The following is a 16,163-nucleotide window of genomic DNA, read 5'->3' on the forward strand; positions in this document are numbered from 1 at the left end:
CCGCCGATGACCTTCTTTTCCTTTCAAAGGCACTGTTGATGCACATCCTGCTGACCGGCTCCACCGGATTCATTGGCCACACCGTGGCAGCGGCACTGACCCGCGCAGGGCACACGGTGCACGGCGGGGTTTCGCCCCGCCAGCGCACCGCGCAGCCGCTGCAGATCCCCATAGACTTTGCCCGCGACACCACGCCCGATGCGTGGCTGCCACGCCTGGCGGGGATCGACGCCGTCGTCAACGCTGTGGGCGTGCTGCGCGACAGCAGCGCACGCCCTATCGACGCCGTCCACCAGCACACCCCCGTGGCCTTGTTCAACGCCTGTGCTCAGGCGGGTGTGAGGCGGGTGGTGCACATCTCGGCGCTGGGCATTGAGGGCAGCACCACGCGCTACGCCAGCACCAAGCGCGCGGCCGACGTGCATTTACAGGCCCTGGCCGCGCGGGGCGCCCTGAACCCCGCCATCCTGCGGCCCAGCGTGGTGTTTGGCAAAGGCGGCGACAGCAGCGCCCTGTTCATGAATCTGGCCCGCCTGCCCGTGGCGCTGTTCCCCGGCCCGATGCTCACGGCGCGCGTGCAGCCCGTGTCGGTGCACGACCTGGCCGCTGCCATCGTTGCCCTGCTGGGCCCAGCCATGGCCACCCAGGGCCTCATTGAATGTCCGGGGCCGGAAGCGCTGACCATGGGAGATTTCGTCGCCAGCCTGCGGCAACAACAGGGCCACGGCCCCGCCCGCGTGCTGCGCCTGCCCGACGCGCTGACGCAGCTCAGCGCCCGCATGGGCGATGCGGTGCCCAGCGTGCCCTGGTGCACCGAAACCCTGAGCATGCTGGGCAGCGACAACGTGGGCAATCCGGCCGTGTTCGAGCAGTTGCTTGGGCGCAAAGGCGTGCATTACAGCCAGCTGGTGGCTACGGCCTGGCGTTGAAGGCCCACCCCGCGCGCCACCGTGCCTACTGCGGCACGTAGTCCGACGGGTACTTGAGCGAATCCACCAGCAGGTGCGGCATGCGCATGCCCAGGTTGATGCCTTGGGGGGGAATCGGCTGAGTGAACCACTTGTCATACAGGCGGTGCAGCTCGCGGGTCTGGATCAAACGGCGCAGCTCGGCATCCACCACGGCCTTGAGTTCGGAGTTGTTGCGCTCAAACGCCACCGCATAAGGCTCGATGGTCATGGGCTTGCCGATGACCTTCAGGTCCTGCGGCCGGGTGTGGCTGGCGCGCAGGCCGTACAGCAACACGTCGTCCATCGCAAAGCCTTGGACCTTGCCGCTGACCACCCAGCCAAAGCCCTCGGCGTGGTCCTTGGCGGGCTCGATGCGCACGCGCACCGACTTGGTGGCAGCCTCGCGCGCCAGCGAATCAATGTTGGTGGTGCCCGCTGTGGATGCGAGTGTCTTGCCGTCCAGGTCTTCGATGCGGGAATACGGCTTGTCGCTTTGCACCACGATGCGCGACGAGGCGATGAAATGCGCAATGGTGAACGCCACGCGCTCACGGCGCGCGGCCGTGTTGGTGGTGGAGCCACATTCCAGGTCCACCTCGCCTTTTTCGATGGCATCGAAGCGGCTGCTGGAAGTGACCAGGCGGTAGGCCACCTTGGTCTCGCGCAGCTTGAGATGGCGCCCCAGCGCCTGCGCAACCTGAAGGCAAACATCCACGCTGTAACCCATGGGTGTTCCGTGGGCCACATAGGACATCGGCATGGACGATTCGCGGTGGCCGATGACCACCACGCCGCTGGACTGGATGCGTTGCAGCGTCTTCCCCAGGGATGGTGACGACGGCGCCGCCTGCGATGGTGCCGCCGCCTGTGCCAGCACCTTGCCGCCACCCGCCATGCCGAACGCAAGCGCAAGCACGGCCGCGCTCATGCTCCCGCCCAGCCTTTTACCGACCGTCGCAACTGTCATGGTGTTCACCTTCAATCAAGAAGTCGCCACCCCAGGCAGACTGAGGACATGGCAAGAAAAAGGATTCGGCCGCTCACCAAGCCGACGGCAGTGCGCTGGGCTCAGCCCGCAGGATGGATGTGCCAGTAGGCATGCCGGGCCAGGGCCGAGGCCAGCACCACCGAGGGATTCACCAGCGAGAGCCCTTCGAGCCGGGGGTGCTCCGCCAGCGCCAGGGGAATCTCGGTGCAGCCCATGATCAGCGTGGACACGCCGTAGCGCTCCTGCAGCGCAATCGACACGGCCTCAAAGCGCTGTCGCGCCAGCGGATAGTTGCCCGCCTTCACGCCGTCGTAGATGCCCTGCATCAACTGCTCGCGCTCATGGTCGTCGGGTACAAAGCAGGCGATGCGCGCACGCTCCAGCTCACGCTGGTACAGGCCCGCGTCGTAGGCGCCGCGTGTGGCCAGTAGCCCCACGCCCTGCACCTTGCGCGCCGACAGCTCGGCTACCACCTCCTGCACGCCGTGCAAGACCACCATCTGTGGAAACCGCTGCTGCAGGATGCCGTGCCAGGCATGGGCCGTGTTGCAGGCAATCGCCACCACTCGCGCGCCCAGCGCAGCCAGCCGCCCGGTGGCCTGCAGCATGGGGTCTGCGGGCTGGTGCGCGCCGGGGCGCGTGTCGTTCAGCGCGGCCGTGCGGTCCGGTATGGGCACCTGCGCCAGCCAGTGCTCGGGGTAGGCCTGGTCGTGCACCGGAATGCCCAGCACCTCCATGCGGTCGGTGCAGGCCTGCACGAACAGGCGCACAAAGTCAGCCCCGGCGGCCGGGCCCATCCCGCCCAGAATCCCCACCACCTGCGGGGCGTGGGGGTGGCTTGCAGACACTAAAGACATGCGCGCTCCGGCTTACTGTGCGGGCTTGTCGCTTTGGGCCACCAGGTTCTCGCGCAGCTCCTTGCTCATAGCCAGGTTCAGGTTCTGGTTGCGCGGTGGCACGGGCGACATGAACCACTTGGTGTAGAGCTTTTCGAATTCGCCCGACTTCATCATCCCGCCGATCACGCCGTTGACCAGCGCCTGGAACTGCGGGTCATCCTTGCGCAGCATGCAGGCATAGGGCTCCACCTGCAGCGAATCACCCACCACCGTCCAATCGGCCGGGTTGCGCTGGTTGCCCATCAGGCCGAACAGCAGGATGTCGTCCATCGCAAACGCTTCCGCCCGTCCCGTTTCCACCAGCAACACGGAGTCGTCATGGTCCTTGCCCAGCACGATGTCCATGTCGAGGTTGTTGTCGCGGTTGTACTTGCGAATCACCTGTGCGTTGGTGGTGCCCGAGGTGCTGGCCACCTTCTTCTTGGCCAGGTCTGCGTAGTTCTTGACGCCCGATGTCTTCTTGGTCAGGAGGCGCGTGCCGGTGTAGAAGTAGTTGATGGCAAATTGCACATCCTTGCCCCGCGCCGTGTTGTTGGTGGTCGATCCGCACTCCAGGTCGATGGTGCCGTTGGTCAGCAGCGGAATACGGTTCTGCGATGTCACCGCCTGCAGTTCCACCTTGAGGGCGGGGTTGTTCACACGCTTTTTCACGGCATCGACCACCGCGTTCGAGATGTCCACCGCAAAGCCCACCGGGGCACCGGGGCCCGACAGGTAGCTGAAGGGCACCGACGACTCGCGGTAGGCCAGCGTGATCTTGCCCGACTCGGCAACCTTCTTGAGGGTGTCGGCACTGGCCATGGTGCTGGCCAGCAGGCCGGTGAGCACGATGGCGGCGGAGGTGACGGCGGAGAGCTTCATGGGAATCCCTTTGCGAAAAATCAGGTGGACGGTTGAAAAAGCGAGACGCAGGGGCACTGTAAAAATTCGCGCCGCACTTGAACAATTCATTTGCACGGGTACGTTATGACCAAAAGTTATGCCGCCGATCTGGTGCACACCGCCGCACCATCCAAGTGCCATTTTTCCCATTCCGCGCGGCAGTTCCGTGCTGTGTGCCTTCCATCGGTGCACACGCATAACTTCTCGGCATGGCTGCGCATGGCATTGGCATTGTTCAAAGGCCCGCCCTCACCCTACATTGACTTTCAGTCAACCAACAACGTAGAACACACAAGATGCAGGTATGTGTCCTTGGCGCGGGCATCGTGGGCCTGGCCACCGCCTATGAGCTCCACCAGCGTGGCATGCAGGTGACCGTGATCGACCAGGCTCAGCCCGGTGCTGGCGCCAGCGGCGGCAACGGCGCGCAATTGAGCTACAGCTATGTGCAGCCCCTGGCCAATGCCGGCCTGTGGCGCCAGTTGCCCGAACTGCTGCTGTCGCCCCGCTCGCCGCTCAAGATGCGCCCGCAGTGGGACGTGCACCAGTGGCGCTGGGGCCTGGAGTTTTTGCGGGCCTGCAACCGGCGCACGTCCGAGCGCAGCACCCAACACCTGCTGGCCCTGGCCGCACTCAGCCGCCAAGCTTTTGAAGCAATGCTGCAGGCCGAGCAGCTGGACTGCAATTTCTCCAACACTGGCAAGCTCGTGCTGTACAGCACCCCTGCGGGCCTCGCCGCAGCGCAGCAGCAGATGGAACTGCAGCGCGCCTGGGGCAGCGAGCAGGAAGCCGTCTCGCCCCAGCGCTGTGTGGAGATCGAGCCCGCGCTGCAGCACTACCACCGCAGCATTGCAGGCGCCATCTACACCCCCAGCGAATGCGCGGCCGATTGCCTGGCCGTGTGCCAGGGGCTGCACAGGCTGCTGGCGGCACGCGGGGTGCGCTTTGTGCTGGGCACGCGCGTGGAGGGCTTTGTGCACCATGCGCGGCGCATTGCAGCCGTCCAGACCAGCGCTGGCGCCATCGAGGCGCAGCAATTTGTGCTGGCCCTGGGGAGCGCCAGCCACCAGGCGGCAAAGACCCTGGGCTTTCGCCTGCCCATCTACCCGCTCAAGGGCTACAGCGTCACGCTGGATACGACGGACGCTGCCGGTGCAGCGCCCCGCGTGAACGTGACCGATGCTGCGCGCAAGGTGGTCTTCGCACGCATCGGCCAGCGCCTGCGCGTGGCCGGCATGGCCGAGCTTGTAGGGCACGACGACCACATCCCCCCCGCCCGCATCCAGAGCCTGTGCGAGGCCACCCGCGCGTTGTTCCCCGGCTGCAGCGACTTCAGCGAACTGCGCCCCTGGACCGGCATGCGCCCAGCCACGCCCGCGGGCGTGCCGCTGGTGGGAAGGCACACCCACGCCCCAGACAACCTGCTGCTGAACACGGGCCACGGCGCGTTGGGCTTTACGCTGGCGTTTGGCACGGCCGCGCAGGTGGCCGAGCTGGTGGTGCCGACAGCCTGAGCAGCCCTCCCCACACGGCGCTATTCGGCCTCCCGCAGACCCACGGACTCCAGCGTCTCGGCCACCGCTTGGCGCATGCACTGCGTCATGGCGCTGGCCAGCAGCGAGCTGGGCCGGTTCACGGTGCGCAATGACTTGATGGGCACGGCAATGTGCGGCGCCAGCGCCAGCACATCCACCTTGCTGCGGTCGGCCGAAGCAGCCGTGCAGGTGTCCACCACCGCCACCGCATGGCCGTGGTGCGCCAGGGCCAGCGCGGCGTGGTAGGTCTGCACCGTGATCGCCGTCTGTAGGCCAACGCCGGCTTCACGGCAGGCATGGCTGACCACCGTGCCGATAGGGTCGCGCACGTCGAGCCGCACGACCGGCGTGTCGGCCAGATCGGCCAGGTGCGCCACGCCCGCATCCACCAGCGCCGCACCCAGCATGCCCTTGGGCGCCACACACACCATGCGGCCATCTGCCAGGTGCTCCTGCGTGAGCGCAGGGTGGGCGATGGCGCTGAACACAAAGCCCACATCCGCCTCCTGCAACACCAGGGCCGACACGATCTGCGGAGAATGGAGCGCGTCGATGGTGACCTTCACATCCGGGTGCTTCTGCCGAAAGAACCGCAGCGCGCGCGGCAGCACCTCGTAGCTCAGCGCCAGCACGCTGAGGATGTGCAACTCGCCCTCGCGCTGGTCGCCCTTCAAGCTGTTGGCCAGGCGCTGCACATCATCGAGCTGGGTGAACAAACGCTCGATGTGCGGGTACAGCGTCTGCGCCTCGGTGGTGGGCACCAGCTTGCCCTTGAGGCGATGGAACAGCGGAAAGCCCAGCTGCAGCTCGGCATGCGCCAGGATGCGGCTGACCGCAGGCTGCGTGACGTTGATGAGGCGGGCCGCCGCACTCACGCTGCCGGTGAGCATGACGGCGTTGAAAACTTCTATGTGGCGAAGGCGCATCACCTAACAATGCAAGGAACAGGCCCGATGCGCAATCCTTGCATCCACCCATTGCGACTAAAACGGGGACTGGAGCAGCGCGATAGTTAGAGCGACATCGACAGCCGCTGCGCCATGGCCGCACGCCAACGCAGCAAGTGCGGGTGCTGCTCGCCGGGCTTGTGCTTGACCACGCGCGCAAAGTCCACCGCCACCACCGCCGTGATGTCGGCCACGCTGAAGCGGTCGGTGGCAATGAAGTCGCGGTCCGCCAAGCGCTCGTTAAGCAACTGAAAGAATTGCCCCACGCGCACCAGCCCCCGCTCGGCCAGCGCCGGTATTTGCGGGTAGTCCACCGCGCCCGGCAGCGCCCGGTTGGCCATGGCGGGTGCGCTGTTGCGCAACGCCTCGGCAATGGCCAACAGGCCCTCGAACTCCATGCGCCAGTTCCAGCTGGCGATCTCGGCCTTTTCGGCAGGCGTCTCGCCCAGCAATGCAGGCTGCGGGTAGCGCGCCTCGACATACGCGGTGATGGCCGCGTTGTCGGTCAGCAGCAAACCCTCTTCGGTGCGCAGCGCGGGCACCGTGCACTGCGGGTTGATCTGGCGGTAGGCATCGCCCAGTTGCTCGCCGTTGCGCAGGTCCACCTGCACGGTGTCGTGGGCCACACCCTTTTCTGCCAGCAGGATGCGCGCGCGGCGCGGGCTGGGCGCCGTGGCGCAGTCATACAAAGTGGTCATGGTGACGCCTTGCAAAAACACTCAGCGTGCGGGTGAAGAAGCTGCTGCCGCAGCCTCGATCTTGTCCTGCGTCTTGGTGTCAAAGTCGCTGGCGTCATGCCGCTCGCGCAACTGGCTGGCCAGGTCGCCCTGAACACGGTTCACCTTGCGCCCACGCTGCACCGCCGGGCGCTTGGCCACCTGCTCGGCCCAGCGCACCACATGCGTGTATTCATGCACCTGCAAAAACTCGCCCGCGTTGTAGGCCTGCCCTTTCACCAGCAAGCCATACCAGGGCCAGATCGCAATATCGGCCACCGTGTACTCATCGCCCGCCACGTACTCGGTCATAGCCAGGCGCTGGTTCAGCACATCCAGCTGGCGCTTGGCCTCCATCGCATAGCGGTCGATCGCGTACTCGATCTTGACCGGCGCGTAGGCATAAAAATGCCCAAACCCGCCGCCCACAAACGGCGCACTGCCCATCTGCCAGAACAGCCACGACAGGCACTCGGCACGCGCCGCGCCGTCTTTGGGCAAAAAGGCGCTGCCAAACTTCTCGGCCAGGTACATCAGGATGGCGCCGGACTCAAACACGCGCACCGGGTTGGCGGGGTCGGTGCGGTCCAGCAGCGCGGGGATCTTGGAGTTGGGGTTCACAGACACGAAACCGCTACCAAACTGCTCGCCCTCGTTGATGCGAATCAGCCACGCGTCGTACTCCGCCCCGCTGTGGCCCAGCGCCAGCAGCTCTTCCAGCATCACCGTCACCTTCACGCCATTGGGCGTGCCCAGCGAATACAGCTGCAGCGAGTGACGGCCTACGGGCAGTTCCTTGTCATGCGTGGCACCGGCAACGGGCCGGTTGATGCTGGCGAATTGACCGCCGTTTTCTTTGTTCCATTGCCAGATGGCGGGGGGGGTGTAGGGGGTGGTAGACATGCGAGAGTCCTGGGTAAAAAGGGGTTTCAGGCTAGTTGCGAGAGCTATACACAAAAACTCTTTGGCCGCCTAGGCTACGATGCTAACTAGAGCAATCTAGCAAGGACGCCATGAGCTTCACACCGTTTGACCCACTTGAGTTTAAGAATACCAAGATCAACAGCGCTGCTTTTGGAGCGCTGAAGCGGGAGATTAGTAACATTCTGAGTTCCTACGTCGGATGGTATGACCCTTTCTGCGAACTAATTCAAAATGCGCTCGATGCAGTGGAAGCTCGCGCGACAGCTGAAAAATCCGCAGGAACAGGCAATGAATATAAGCCAAAAATCAATATTCGGATCGATATCGACGAGAACTCACTGACAGTAAGTGACAATGGCATCGGCCTTGACAAAGAGAAATTTGAACAATTCCTCGCGCCAAACTTCTCATTCAAGTCTGGCAATACACGCGGCCACAAGGGCGTTGGAGCCACATATGTTGCGTACGGCTTCAACTATATGCGGGTAACGACAAAGGTACCAGGCTTTGAGGCTTCTGGTCGAATCATCAATGCACGCAACTGGCTCAAGGATGATACAAGCGGCGCAAACCCAAAGGTTGAGCCCGACTCTTCAAAAATGGCAGACGACGCATTCGCCGCGTTTGACAGAGGTGTATCAATAACTGTGCGCTTTGACGGAACAACCCACCCTCGACAATTAGGTTGGCTACAAGCAACTACTGCACCGACTTGGCAAAAAATACTCTATGTAAAAACTGGGCTTGGCTCAGTTATCGCTGACCCACTGGTTTCAGTAACAATTACCGTTATTGCAAAAGGTAAAATCTCCACCCTGACGCAGATGGGAACCAAGTACCCGTGGCTGCACGAGAACGCATCGAAAAAGTCTTCGTACAACACCCTCACAAAAGCACAGGACGATCTCTATATCAAATATGGGCCTGGCAGAAAGATGCCGGACAAATACAGTAATCTCGACTTCATTTATGAAACATGGACTGCGAGCCAACTAAAGGCGCTACTGGGCAACGCTCTTGATGAAGAAGAGCTTGAAGTTCTTGAGCGATACACCCCGACAACCAGTGTTGAGTTCGGATACACAGCAAAGCTCTGGACTCAATTCAATGATGAGTTGGGGCTCCGCTCCCGAGTCCTCTCAAGCGGAATACAGCTAGCGGCTAACAACATGCCGCAAGGCGAAACAATGCTGATACCGCTCACGCGAAACATTGGTCGACAGCACCAGGTTCACTTTCTTATCCACTTCGATAACTACACGCCGGATCTCGGGCGTAAAGGGTTTCATCGCGAACTCACTGACTTCGCCAAGAGCGTTGCGCGCCACATCGTCGAGACGCATCTCTCAAAAATGCGATATTTGCTCAAAGCAAATACAGGTACTTCGCCTGATCTTGTGAGAGAGCTTGCTATTGACGATTGGAAAAAGGAAATGCTCTCCCATGAGCTTCAGCAACCACTAAAACTCCAAAGCAAGCACTTCTTTTTACCAGTGGAGCGTGTATCAATAACATCAGTACCTACACGTGAACAAGACGTAATTGCACTTTTTCATCAGTTGATTGCCGGAGGGGTGATTCGCGGACTTAATATGATGTCTACGAACGAGCGATTTACATATGATGGCTTATTCAAGATTGCATTTGACTTATCTCCTCAGCTATACATTTACGACGAGGGGAAAAACCCACTAGGTGTACCCAAAGAGACCGCAAACGCTCTTAGTGGCAAGGTCACTACCCCGCGTATTCTGGAGTACAAATTTTCCTTGGATGGACTAGTCGAGGACTTTGACAGTCAGGACAAAAATATTAAGGACATTGACCTATGCGTCGCATGGACTACAGGCGAGACGTACAGAGAAAAGTACGGTATCGTATCGCTCTTGCTGCCAGAGAATGCCGATCAGCGTCAGTATCATGGCGTTACGCATGTACTAGTTGACCTGGAGACTGGTGCGAAATTTTGCGACCTAATCATCCTCAGCGAGCTGATCGAGTTCTTAAATAATGCGGATGAGACAGCAGAGGCCCAACGCATCAAATACGAGTAGCAATTTGCCAAATAAATGCTGCGCGTTTGACGCCTGGTATCGCCATAGCAGCCGCCCAGCACAGAGTTGGACACCTCGGGCTAGTCCCCCCGATCACCGGGGGGGGGTATAAACGGCACGGTTGGCCACTGAGGATTGATTACAAACGCTAAAGGCCAAATGCGTTCAAAATTTTTATCATTCTCGGCTCAAATTGCGCTCAATGCGCCTTATCCCAATTAGCCCCCACCCCCACCTCGGCCAGTAACGGCACCTTCAGCGCAGCCACCTCCGCCATCAGACGTGGGATGTGGGTCTTGAGCCAGTCCACCTCGCCCTCGGGCAGCTCGAACACCAGTTCGTCGTGCACCTGCATGATCATCTGGATGCTGGGTTTGTGGGCATCCAGCTCCTTCTGAACCGCCACCATCGCCAGCTTGATCAGATCGGCCGCCGTACCTTGCATAGGGGCATTGATGGCGGCGCGCTCGGCTCCGGCGCGGCGGGGGCCGTTGGGGGAGTTGATTTCGGGCAGGTACAGGCGGCGGCCAAACACGGTTTCGACATAGCCCATGGATTTGGCGGCTGCCTTGGTCTCGTCCATGTACTGCTTCACGCCGGGGTAGCGCTGGAAGTACTTGTCGATGTACGCGGCGGCGGCCTTGGTTTCGATACCCAGGTTCTTGGCCAGGCCAAAACTGCTCATGCCGTAGATGAGGCCGAAGTTGATGACCTTGGCGTAGCGGCGCTGCTCGCTAGTGACCTGATCGACCTCCACCCCAAACACTTCGGCAGCGGTGGCGCGGTGCACGTCCAGCCCGGCGTGGAAGGCGTGCAGCAGCGAGTGGTCGCCGCTCAGGTGGGCCATGATGCGCAGCTCGATCTGGGAGTAGTCGGCGCTGGCAATCACGCGGCCTGCGGGGGCCACAAAGGCCTCGCGCACACGGCGGCCTTCGGGGGTGCGGATGGGAATGTTCTGCAGGTTGGGGTCGTTGCTGGACAAGCGGCCAGTGACAGCCACAGCCTGCGCGTAGTGGGTGTGCACGCGGCCGGTGCGTGGCAGGGCCAGTTGCGCCAGCTTGTCGGTATAGGTGCCTTTGAGCTTGCTCAACGAGCGGTGCTCCAGCAGCTTGGCGGGCAGGGGGTAGTCCTCGGCCAGCTTTTCCAGCACTTCTTCGTCGGTGCTGCGGGCGCCAGTGGCCGTCTTTTTCACCACCGGCATGCCCAGCTTGTCGAAGAAGATTTCGCCCAGTTGCTTGGGGCTGCTCAAGTTGAAGGGCTGGCCTGCAATTTCATATGCCTCGGTTTCGAGCTGCAAGATGCGCTGGCCCAGCTCGTGGCTTTGTGCGGCCAGCGTGGGGGCGTCGATGAGCACGCCGTTGCGTTCGATGCGGTACAGGGCCTCGCTGCTCTGCATCTCCAGTTCGTAGATGAAGCGCAGTTTGTCGTCGGCCTGCAGCAGGGGCCACAGGGCGTTGTGCACGTCCAGAGTTTGGTCGGAGTCTTCGCACGAGTAGGCGGCGGCCTTGTCGACCGGCACTTGCGCAAACGGAATCTGGTGCGCCCCCTTGCCGCACAGGTCCTCATACGTGATGCCCTTGCGGCCGGTGTGGCGCTCGGCCAGGCTGGTCAGGTTGTGGGGCTTGTGCACTTCCAGCACGTAGCTTTGCAGCATGGTGTCGTGCGCGTAGCCCTGTACCTCGATGCCGTGGTTGGCGAACACATGGCGGTCGTACTTGATGTGCTGACCCAGCTTATGGTGCTTGGGGTTTTCCAACCAGGGCTTGAGGCGGGCGAGCACGTCATCCAGCGGCAGTTGCGCAGGCGCGTCGGGGCCTTCGTGCCGCAGGGGGATGTAGGCGGCTTCACCGGGCTGCACGCTAAAAGATATGCCGACGATTTGCGCGCGCATTTCGTCGAGGGAATCGGTCTCGGTGTCGATGGCCGTGAGCGGGGCTTTGTGCAGGCGCTCCAGCCACTGGTCAAAGTCGGCCCAGTTGAGGATGGTGTCGTACACCACCGTGCGGTGCTGGGCTTCTTCGGCCACGGTGCTGGCGGAGTGGTCGGCAAACAGATCGCCGCTCTGGCCGGGCATTGCGACAGTGGGGGCTGTAGCCGCTGGGGCGGCTGCACCCTTGATGGCAGCGGCCAGGCCCTTGAAGCCGTATTGTTCGTAAAACGGCAGCAGGCCGGCGTTGTCTGGAGCGTCGAGCGTGATGTCATCAAACGCGGGCAGGCCGGGGATGTGGTCGGCCAGCGCGCAGTCGGTCTTCATGGTGACGAGCTGGCGGCTCAAGGCCAGCTGGCCGCTGGCAATGGCCTCGCGCAGGTTGTTGCCTGCCACGCCTTTGATGGCGTCGGCGTTGGCAATCAGGTTGTCGAGCGAGCCATATTCTTCCAGCCACTTGGCGGCCGTCTTGGGGCCCACCTTGGCAACGCCGGGCACGTTGTCCACGGTGTCGCCCACCAGCGCCTGGTAGTCCACCATCAGCGTGGGTGGCACGCCAAACTCTGCTGTCACGCCCGCCACATCGCGGCGCTTGCCGCTCATGGTGTCGATGATGGTAATGTGCTCGTTGACCAGCTGGCTCAAATCCTTGTCGCCGCTGGACACGATGACCTCAATGCCCTGTGCGGCCGCCACGTGGGCCAAGGTGGCGATCACGTCGTCGGCCTCCACGCCGGGCACGGCCACCACCTTCCAGCCCAGCAGGTCCACCACCTGGTGGATGGGCTCGATCTGGCTGCGCAGGTCGTCGGGCATGGGTGAGCGCGTGGCCTTGTATTCGGTGTACAGGGCATCGCGGAAGGTGGGGCCGCTGGCGTCGAACACGCAGACGGCGTAGTCGGCAGTCACCTCTTTGCGCAGGGCCTGCATCATGTTGATCATGCCGCGAATGGCACCGGTGGCAGGGCTTGTGGGGTCGCCCGGCACCGCCCGCAGGTCGGGCATGGCATGGAAGGCGCGGTAGAGGTAGCTGGAGCCGTCCACCAGCACCAGGGTCTTTTTGTCAGTCATGCACGGATTGTGCACGGCCGGACTCCACCCAGGCAGCGCTCTACAATCGCCCGATGCGCGCTCTCTACCTCCTTTTGCTGCTGGGCATTGCCTCCGGCACCGCCCTGGCCCAAAACCCAAGCCAAAATGCCCCTCAGGGCACGACGGACAAGCGCGAAGCGCTCTCAAATCAAGAGCAACCTGCAGGCCGCACCAACCAGCGTACCGAGCGCATCCAGGTGGAAGACGCGGGCAGTCGCGTTGATGAGCTGCGTGTGGGCGGGCAAACACAGACGATTTCGGTGCAGCCCAAGACCGGCAACATGCCCGGCTATGAAGTGCAATCGCCCGATGGCGCACGCAGCCGCGCAGGCAGCAACAGCGGCGCCGAGACCACCACCGCCCCGCGTGTCTGGAACGTGCTGAAGTTCTGAGGCCCCGGCGGCGACTGCGGTATTTGGCAGCGCCACCGCGCTGCCCCCAAGAAGCCGCTGCACGCCCTGCCCTTCTTCTGCCAGTTTTTCATTTCTTTGTAACCCCCCTGAGCGATGGCCGTTTTTACCGAAGTCTCCAACACCGAGGCGCGCGAGCTGCTGCGCCGTTTGCAACTGGGTGAGCTGGTAGAGCTGCGCGGCATTGAGGGTGGCATCGAGAACACCAACTACTTTCTGACCAGCGATCAGGGCGAGTTCGTGCTCACGCTGTTCGAGCGCCTCACGGCGGCACAACTGCCGTTCTACCTGTACCTGATGAAACACCTGGCGCACGGCGGCGTGCCCGTGCCCGACCCGCGTGCTGACAAGAACGGCGACATCCTGCACACCGTGTGTGGCAAACCCGCTGCGGTGGTGAACAAGCTGCGCGGCAAAAGCCAGCTCGCACCCCAGGGCGTGCACTGCGCGGCCGTGGGCACCATGCTGGCCCGCATGCACCTGGCGGGGCGTGGGTTTGACCGACACCAGCCCAACTTGCGCGGCCTGCCCTGGTGGAACGAAACCGTGCCCGTGGTGCTGCCCCACATCGATTCGGCCCAGGCCGCCCTGCTGCGGTCTGAGCTGGCCTACCAGAACCATGTGGCGGCCAGCGCAGCGTATGCCGCACTGCCCAGGGGCCCCGTGCACGCCGACCTGTTCCGCGACAACGTGATGTTCGATGGCGAGGAGCTCACGGGTTTCTTCGACTTCTACTTTGCGGGCGTGGACACCTGGCTGTTTGACCTGGCGGTGTGTCTGAACGACTGGTGCATCGACCTGGCCACCGGCGCGCACGACGCCGAGCGCGCCACCCGCATGCTGGATGCCTACCAGGCAGTGCGCCCGCTCAACGCGGCCGAACGCGAACTGCTGCCTGCCATGCTGCGCGCCGGTGCCTTGCGGTTCTGGATCTCGCGCCTGTGGGACTTTTACCTGCCGCGCGAAGCCTCGATGCTCACGCCGCACGACCCCACCCATTTCGAGCGCGTCTTGCGTGCTCGCCTTGCACACCCAGTGCACGCCTGAGCCCTTGTGCAGTGGCCGGAATGGGCCGCTGGGGTAAATTCCAAGCTATTGCACTGCCATGGGCGGCCTTCTGGCTGCCGGCAATGCCCGGGCGCAGGCCCCACCTTTCTTCAGCAGCACCTTCATGAAACTCCACATCGTCCCCGCCCGCACTGGCATGACCTGGGTCAAGCTTGGTATACGGACGTTCTGGAAGCAGCCCATGGCATTGGCAGCGCTGTTTTTCATGACCATGGCGTCCATGTCGCTGGCCTCCATGATTCCGCTGGTCGGCCCTGCGGTGGCGCTGATGCTGCTGCCATCGGCCACCCTGGCCATGATGGTGGCGGCAGCGCAAGCCTCGCAGGGGCGGTTTCCCACACCGGCCGTGCTGCTGGTGGCGTTTCGCACCGGGCAGCAGCGCCTGCGTGACATGCTGGTGCTGGGCGCCCTGTATGCGGCTTGCTTTCTGGCGGTAATGGGCCTGTCGGCCCTGATCGACGGCGGGCAGTTCGCCAAGGTGTACCTGGGCGGTGCCCAGCTCAGCAAGGAAGTGGCCGAAGACCCGGCGTTCCAGAGCGCGATGTGGCTCTCCATGGTGCTGTACCTGCCGCTGTCGCTGCTGTTCTGGCATGCCCCGGGGCTGGTGCACTGGCATGGCGTGCCTCCGGTCAAGGCGCTGTTCTTCAGCATCGTGGCCTGCGTGCGCAACTTCAGCGCATTCCTTGTCTATGGGCTGGGCTGGCTGGGCGTGTTTCTGCTGGGGGGGCTGGTGGTGGCGCTGGTGTCGGCACTGCTGGCTACGGCGGGGCTTGCGGCATCGGCGGCTGGCGGCATCATGGTGGGTGCCGCGTTGATGATGGCGGCGATGTTCTTCACGTCGGTGGTGTTCACCTTCCGTGACAGCTACGAGCCCCCTTCAACCCCAGAACCCGAGCCGCCCCATGACACACCACCACCTGACTCCCCTGCTCCTGGGCCGGACTGACAACGAGCTTCTCTGGCACCGGCGGCGCAGCCTGTTGCAGGCCGCCGCCGCGTGGGTGGCCGCAGGCGGGTGGATGGCCGCACAGGCGCAATCGGGCAGCAACATCGTCGAAGTGCGCGGGGATGTGCTGCGCAATGGGCAGGCGCTGACGGCACAGGGCAGCATCGCCGCCGGTGACCGCATCGAAACGGGGCCGGGCTCCACCGCCATCTTTGCCGTGGGCAACAGCGCTTTCATGGTGCGGCAGAACACACGCCTTGCGCTGGAGGGCGACACGCCGACCGCCGTCAAGGTGCTGCGGGTGCTGACCGGCGCGGTGGCCAGCGTGTGGGGGCAAGGCACCGACCGGCAGGTGATTTTGCCCACCGCCACGGCGGGTATCCGGGGCACGGGTGTGTATGCCGAGGTGTTCCCCGAGCTGGACCACCGGGGCTACTTCTGCAACTGCTATGGAACGGTGGACCTGGCCGCTGGCAACGAAAGCGTGGTCAGCCAGTCGGTCTACCACCAGTCGTTCTGGGCCGAGCCTGCGCCGCGCGACGGCCGCCTTCTGACCCCTGCAGGTGCCATCAACCACACCGACGAAGAGCTGGAGTTTCTGGCCGGCCTCATCGGCCAGCGCACGGCCTGGCAGATTGCCGGGCGCAAGGGCACCAAAGACGGCAGCGGGCAGATAAACTACCCCGCGCCCGGCGGCACAACGCCAGGAACAACACCGCCGGCACCCACGGCCCCCACCCGCGCCGTTCCACCGCCCCCCGGCGACACCAGCACCTACTGACCCGCCGACCACACCCCTGGCAACGCGCCCACCGCAACGGACAA

General features: G+C 63.3%; 14 protein-coding genes. 7 read left to right on the forward strand and 7 right to left on the reverse strand.

From position 1 onward, the window contains the following. The first annotated feature begins 38 nt into the window (after positions 1 to 38). Positions 39 to 929 (forward strand): NAD-dependent epimerase/dehydratase family protein, encoded by an 891-nt coding sequence (locus C8C94_RS11655; protein ID WP_121422815.1) that lies wholly within the window; start codon positions 39 to 41, stop codon positions 927 to 929. Positions 930 to 954: 25 nt separating this feature from the next. Here the strand turns inward: C8C94_RS11655 and C8C94_RS11660 are convergent, their stop codons facing one another. The 3 genes from C8C94_RS11660 to C8C94_RS11670 all read right to left on the reverse strand — a co-directional run bounded on the left by C8C94_RS11660 (position 955) and on the right by C8C94_RS11670 (position 3,698). Beyond that, the gene (locus C8C94_RS11660; protein ID WP_121422816.1) at positions 955 to 1,917 is read right to left on the reverse strand and encodes an amino acid ABC transporter substrate-binding protein; all 963 of its coding nucleotides are present in this window, start codon (positions 1,915 to 1,917) and stop codon (positions 955 to 957) included. Positions 1,918 to 2,018: 101 nt separating this feature from the next. After that, entirely contained in the window at positions 2,019 to 2,795 is a 777-nt protein-coding gene (locus tag C8C94_RS11665) for an aspartate/glutamate racemase family protein (protein ID WP_055401531.1), read from the reverse strand. Positions 2,796 to 2,807: 12 nt separating this feature from the next. Continuing rightward, positions 2,808 to 3,698 carry an amino acid ABC transporter substrate-binding protein gene (locus tag C8C94_RS11670; protein ID WP_121420826.1) on the reverse strand — a complete coding sequence of 297 codons (891 nt, stop codon included), beginning with the start codon at positions 3,696 to 3,698 and terminating at the stop codon, positions 2,808 to 2,810. Positions 3,699 to 4,015: 317 nt separating this feature from the next. Here C8C94_RS11670 and C8C94_RS11675 point away from each other — a divergent pair, with 317 nt between their 5' ends. Then, positions 4,016 to 5,233, forward strand: coding sequence for a D-amino acid dehydrogenase (locus tag C8C94_RS11675; RefSeq protein WP_121420827.1), 1,218 nt, complete (start codon positions 4,016 to 4,018; stop codon positions 5,231 to 5,233). A gap of 20 nt (positions 5,234 to 5,253) precedes the next feature. Here C8C94_RS11675 and C8C94_RS11680 read toward each other — a convergent pair whose 3' ends face one another. From C8C94_RS11680 to yghU, 3 genes are all read right to left on the reverse strand, one after another. After that, positions 5,254 to 6,180, reverse strand: a complete 927-nt coding sequence (locus C8C94_RS11680) for a LysR family transcriptional regulator (RefSeq protein ID WP_121420828.1) — start codon at positions 6,178 to 6,180, stop codon at positions 5,254 to 5,256. 86 nt (positions 6,181 to 6,266) lie between these two features. Beyond that, positions 6,267 to 6,899, reverse strand: a complete 633-nt coding sequence (locus C8C94_RS11685) for a glutathione S-transferase family protein (protein ID WP_121422817.1) — start codon at positions 6,897 to 6,899, stop codon at positions 6,267 to 6,269. 21 nt (positions 6,900 to 6,920) lie between these two features. Then, positions 6,921 to 7,820 carry a glutathione-dependent disulfide-bond oxidoreductase gene (gene yghU, locus C8C94_RS11690; protein WP_121420829.1) on the reverse strand — a complete coding sequence of 300 codons (900 nt, stop codon included), beginning with the start codon at positions 7,818 to 7,820 and terminating at the stop codon, positions 6,921 to 6,923. Between the two features lie 110 nt (positions 7,821 to 7,930). On the opposite strand from yghU, the gene C8C94_RS11695 reads away from it, so the two are divergent. Continuing rightward, complete coding sequence (locus C8C94_RS11695; protein ID WP_121420830.1) at positions 7,931 to 9,895, forward strand: ATP-binding protein; 1,965 nt, start codon at positions 7,931 to 7,933, stop codon at positions 9,893 to 9,895. A 199-nt stretch (positions 9,896 to 10,094) separates the two neighbouring features. Here the strand turns inward: C8C94_RS11695 and polA are convergent, their stop codons facing one another. Then, positions 10,095 to 12,893 carry a DNA polymerase I gene (gene polA / locus C8C94_RS11700; protein ID WP_121420831.1) on the reverse strand — a complete coding sequence of 933 codons (2,799 nt, stop codon included), beginning with the start codon at positions 12,891 to 12,893 and terminating at the stop codon, positions 10,095 to 10,097. A 53-nt stretch (positions 12,894 to 12,946) separates the two neighbouring features. On the opposite strand from polA, the gene C8C94_RS11705 reads away from it, so the two are divergent. The 4 genes from C8C94_RS11705 to C8C94_RS11720 all read left to right on the forward strand — a co-directional run bounded on the left by C8C94_RS11705 (position 12,947) and on the right by C8C94_RS11720 (position 16,119). Further along, positions 12,947 to 13,306, forward strand: a complete 360-nt coding sequence (locus C8C94_RS11705) for a hypothetical protein (protein ID WP_121420832.1) — start codon at positions 12,947 to 12,949, stop codon at positions 13,304 to 13,306. 114 nt (positions 13,307 to 13,420) lie between these two features. Then, the gene (locus C8C94_RS11710; protein ID WP_121420833.1) at positions 13,421 to 14,371 is read left to right on the forward strand and encodes a homoserine kinase; all 951 of its coding nucleotides are present in this window, start codon (positions 13,421 to 13,423) and stop codon (positions 14,369 to 14,371) included. A 124-nt stretch (positions 14,372 to 14,495) separates the two neighbouring features. After that, positions 14,496 to 15,338 (forward strand): BPSS1780 family membrane protein, encoded by an 843-nt coding sequence (locus C8C94_RS11715; protein WP_121422818.1) that lies wholly within the window; start codon positions 14,496 to 14,498, stop codon positions 15,336 to 15,338. Beyond that, entirely contained in the window at positions 15,295 to 16,119 is an 825-nt protein-coding gene (locus C8C94_RS11720) for an iron dicitrate transport regulator FecR (RefSeq protein WP_121420834.1), read from the forward strand. Before C8C94_RS11715 ends, C8C94_RS11720 begins: the two co-directional genes overlap by 44 nt. Positions 16,120 to 16,163: the final 44 nt, after the last annotated feature.

Origin of the sequence: Acidovorax sp. 94 (assembly GCF_003634645.1) — a bacterium.
GTDB classification, from domain to species: domain Bacteria; phylum Pseudomonadota; class Gammaproteobacteria; order Burkholderiales; family Burkholderiaceae_C; genus Acidovorax; species Acidovorax facilis.

Coding starts and splice junctions, on each gene's coding strand:
- C8C94_RS11675 (WP_121420827.1), top strand. CDS start 4,016: ATGCAGGTATGTGTCCTTGGCGCGGGCATCGTGGGCCTGGCCACCGCC.
- C8C94_RS11720 (WP_121420834.1), top strand. CDS start 15,295: ATGACACACCACCACCTGACTCCCCTGCTCCTGGGCCGGACTGACAAC.
- C8C94_RS11665 (WP_055401531.1), bottom strand. CDS start 2,795: ATGTCTTTAGTGTCTGCAAGCCACCCCCACGCCCCGCAGGTGGTGGGG.
- C8C94_RS11705 (WP_121420832.1), top strand. CDS start 12,947: ATGCGCGCTCTCTACCTCCTTTTGCTGCTGGGCATTGCCTCCGGCACC.
- C8C94_RS11655 (WP_121422815.1), top strand. CDS start 39: ATGCACATCCTGCTGACCGGCTCCACCGGATTCATTGGCCACACCGTG.
- C8C94_RS11670 (WP_121420826.1), bottom strand. CDS start 3,698: ATGAAGCTCTCCGCCGTCACCTCCGCCGCCATCGTGCTCACCGGCCTG.
- yghU (WP_121420829.1), bottom strand. CDS start 7,820: ATGTCTACCACCCCCTACACCCCCCCCGCCATCTGGCAATGGAACAAA.
- C8C94_RS11680 (WP_121420828.1), bottom strand. CDS start 6,180: ATGCGCCTTCGCCACATAGAAGTTTTCAACGCCGTCATGCTCACCGGC.
- C8C94_RS11710 (WP_121420833.1), top strand. CDS start 13,421: ATGGCCGTTTTTACCGAAGTCTCCAACACCGAGGCGCGCGAGCTGCTG.
- C8C94_RS11660 (WP_121422816.1), bottom strand. CDS start 1,917: ATGACAGTTGCGACGGTCGGTAAAAGGCTGGGCGGGAGCATGAGCGCG.
- polA (WP_121420831.1), bottom strand. CDS start 12,893: ATGACTGACAAAAAGACCCTGGTGCTGGTGGACGGCTCCAGCTACCTC.
- C8C94_RS11685 (WP_121422817.1), bottom strand. CDS start 6,899: ATGACCACTTTGTATGACTGCGCCACGGCGCCCAGCCCGCGCCGCGCG.
- C8C94_RS11715 (WP_121422818.1), top strand. CDS start 14,496: ATGAAACTCCACATCGTCCCCGCCCGCACTGGCATGACCTGGGTCAAG.
- C8C94_RS11695 (WP_121420830.1), top strand. CDS start 7,931: ATGAGCTTCACACCGTTTGACCCACTTGAGTTTAAGAATACCAAGATC.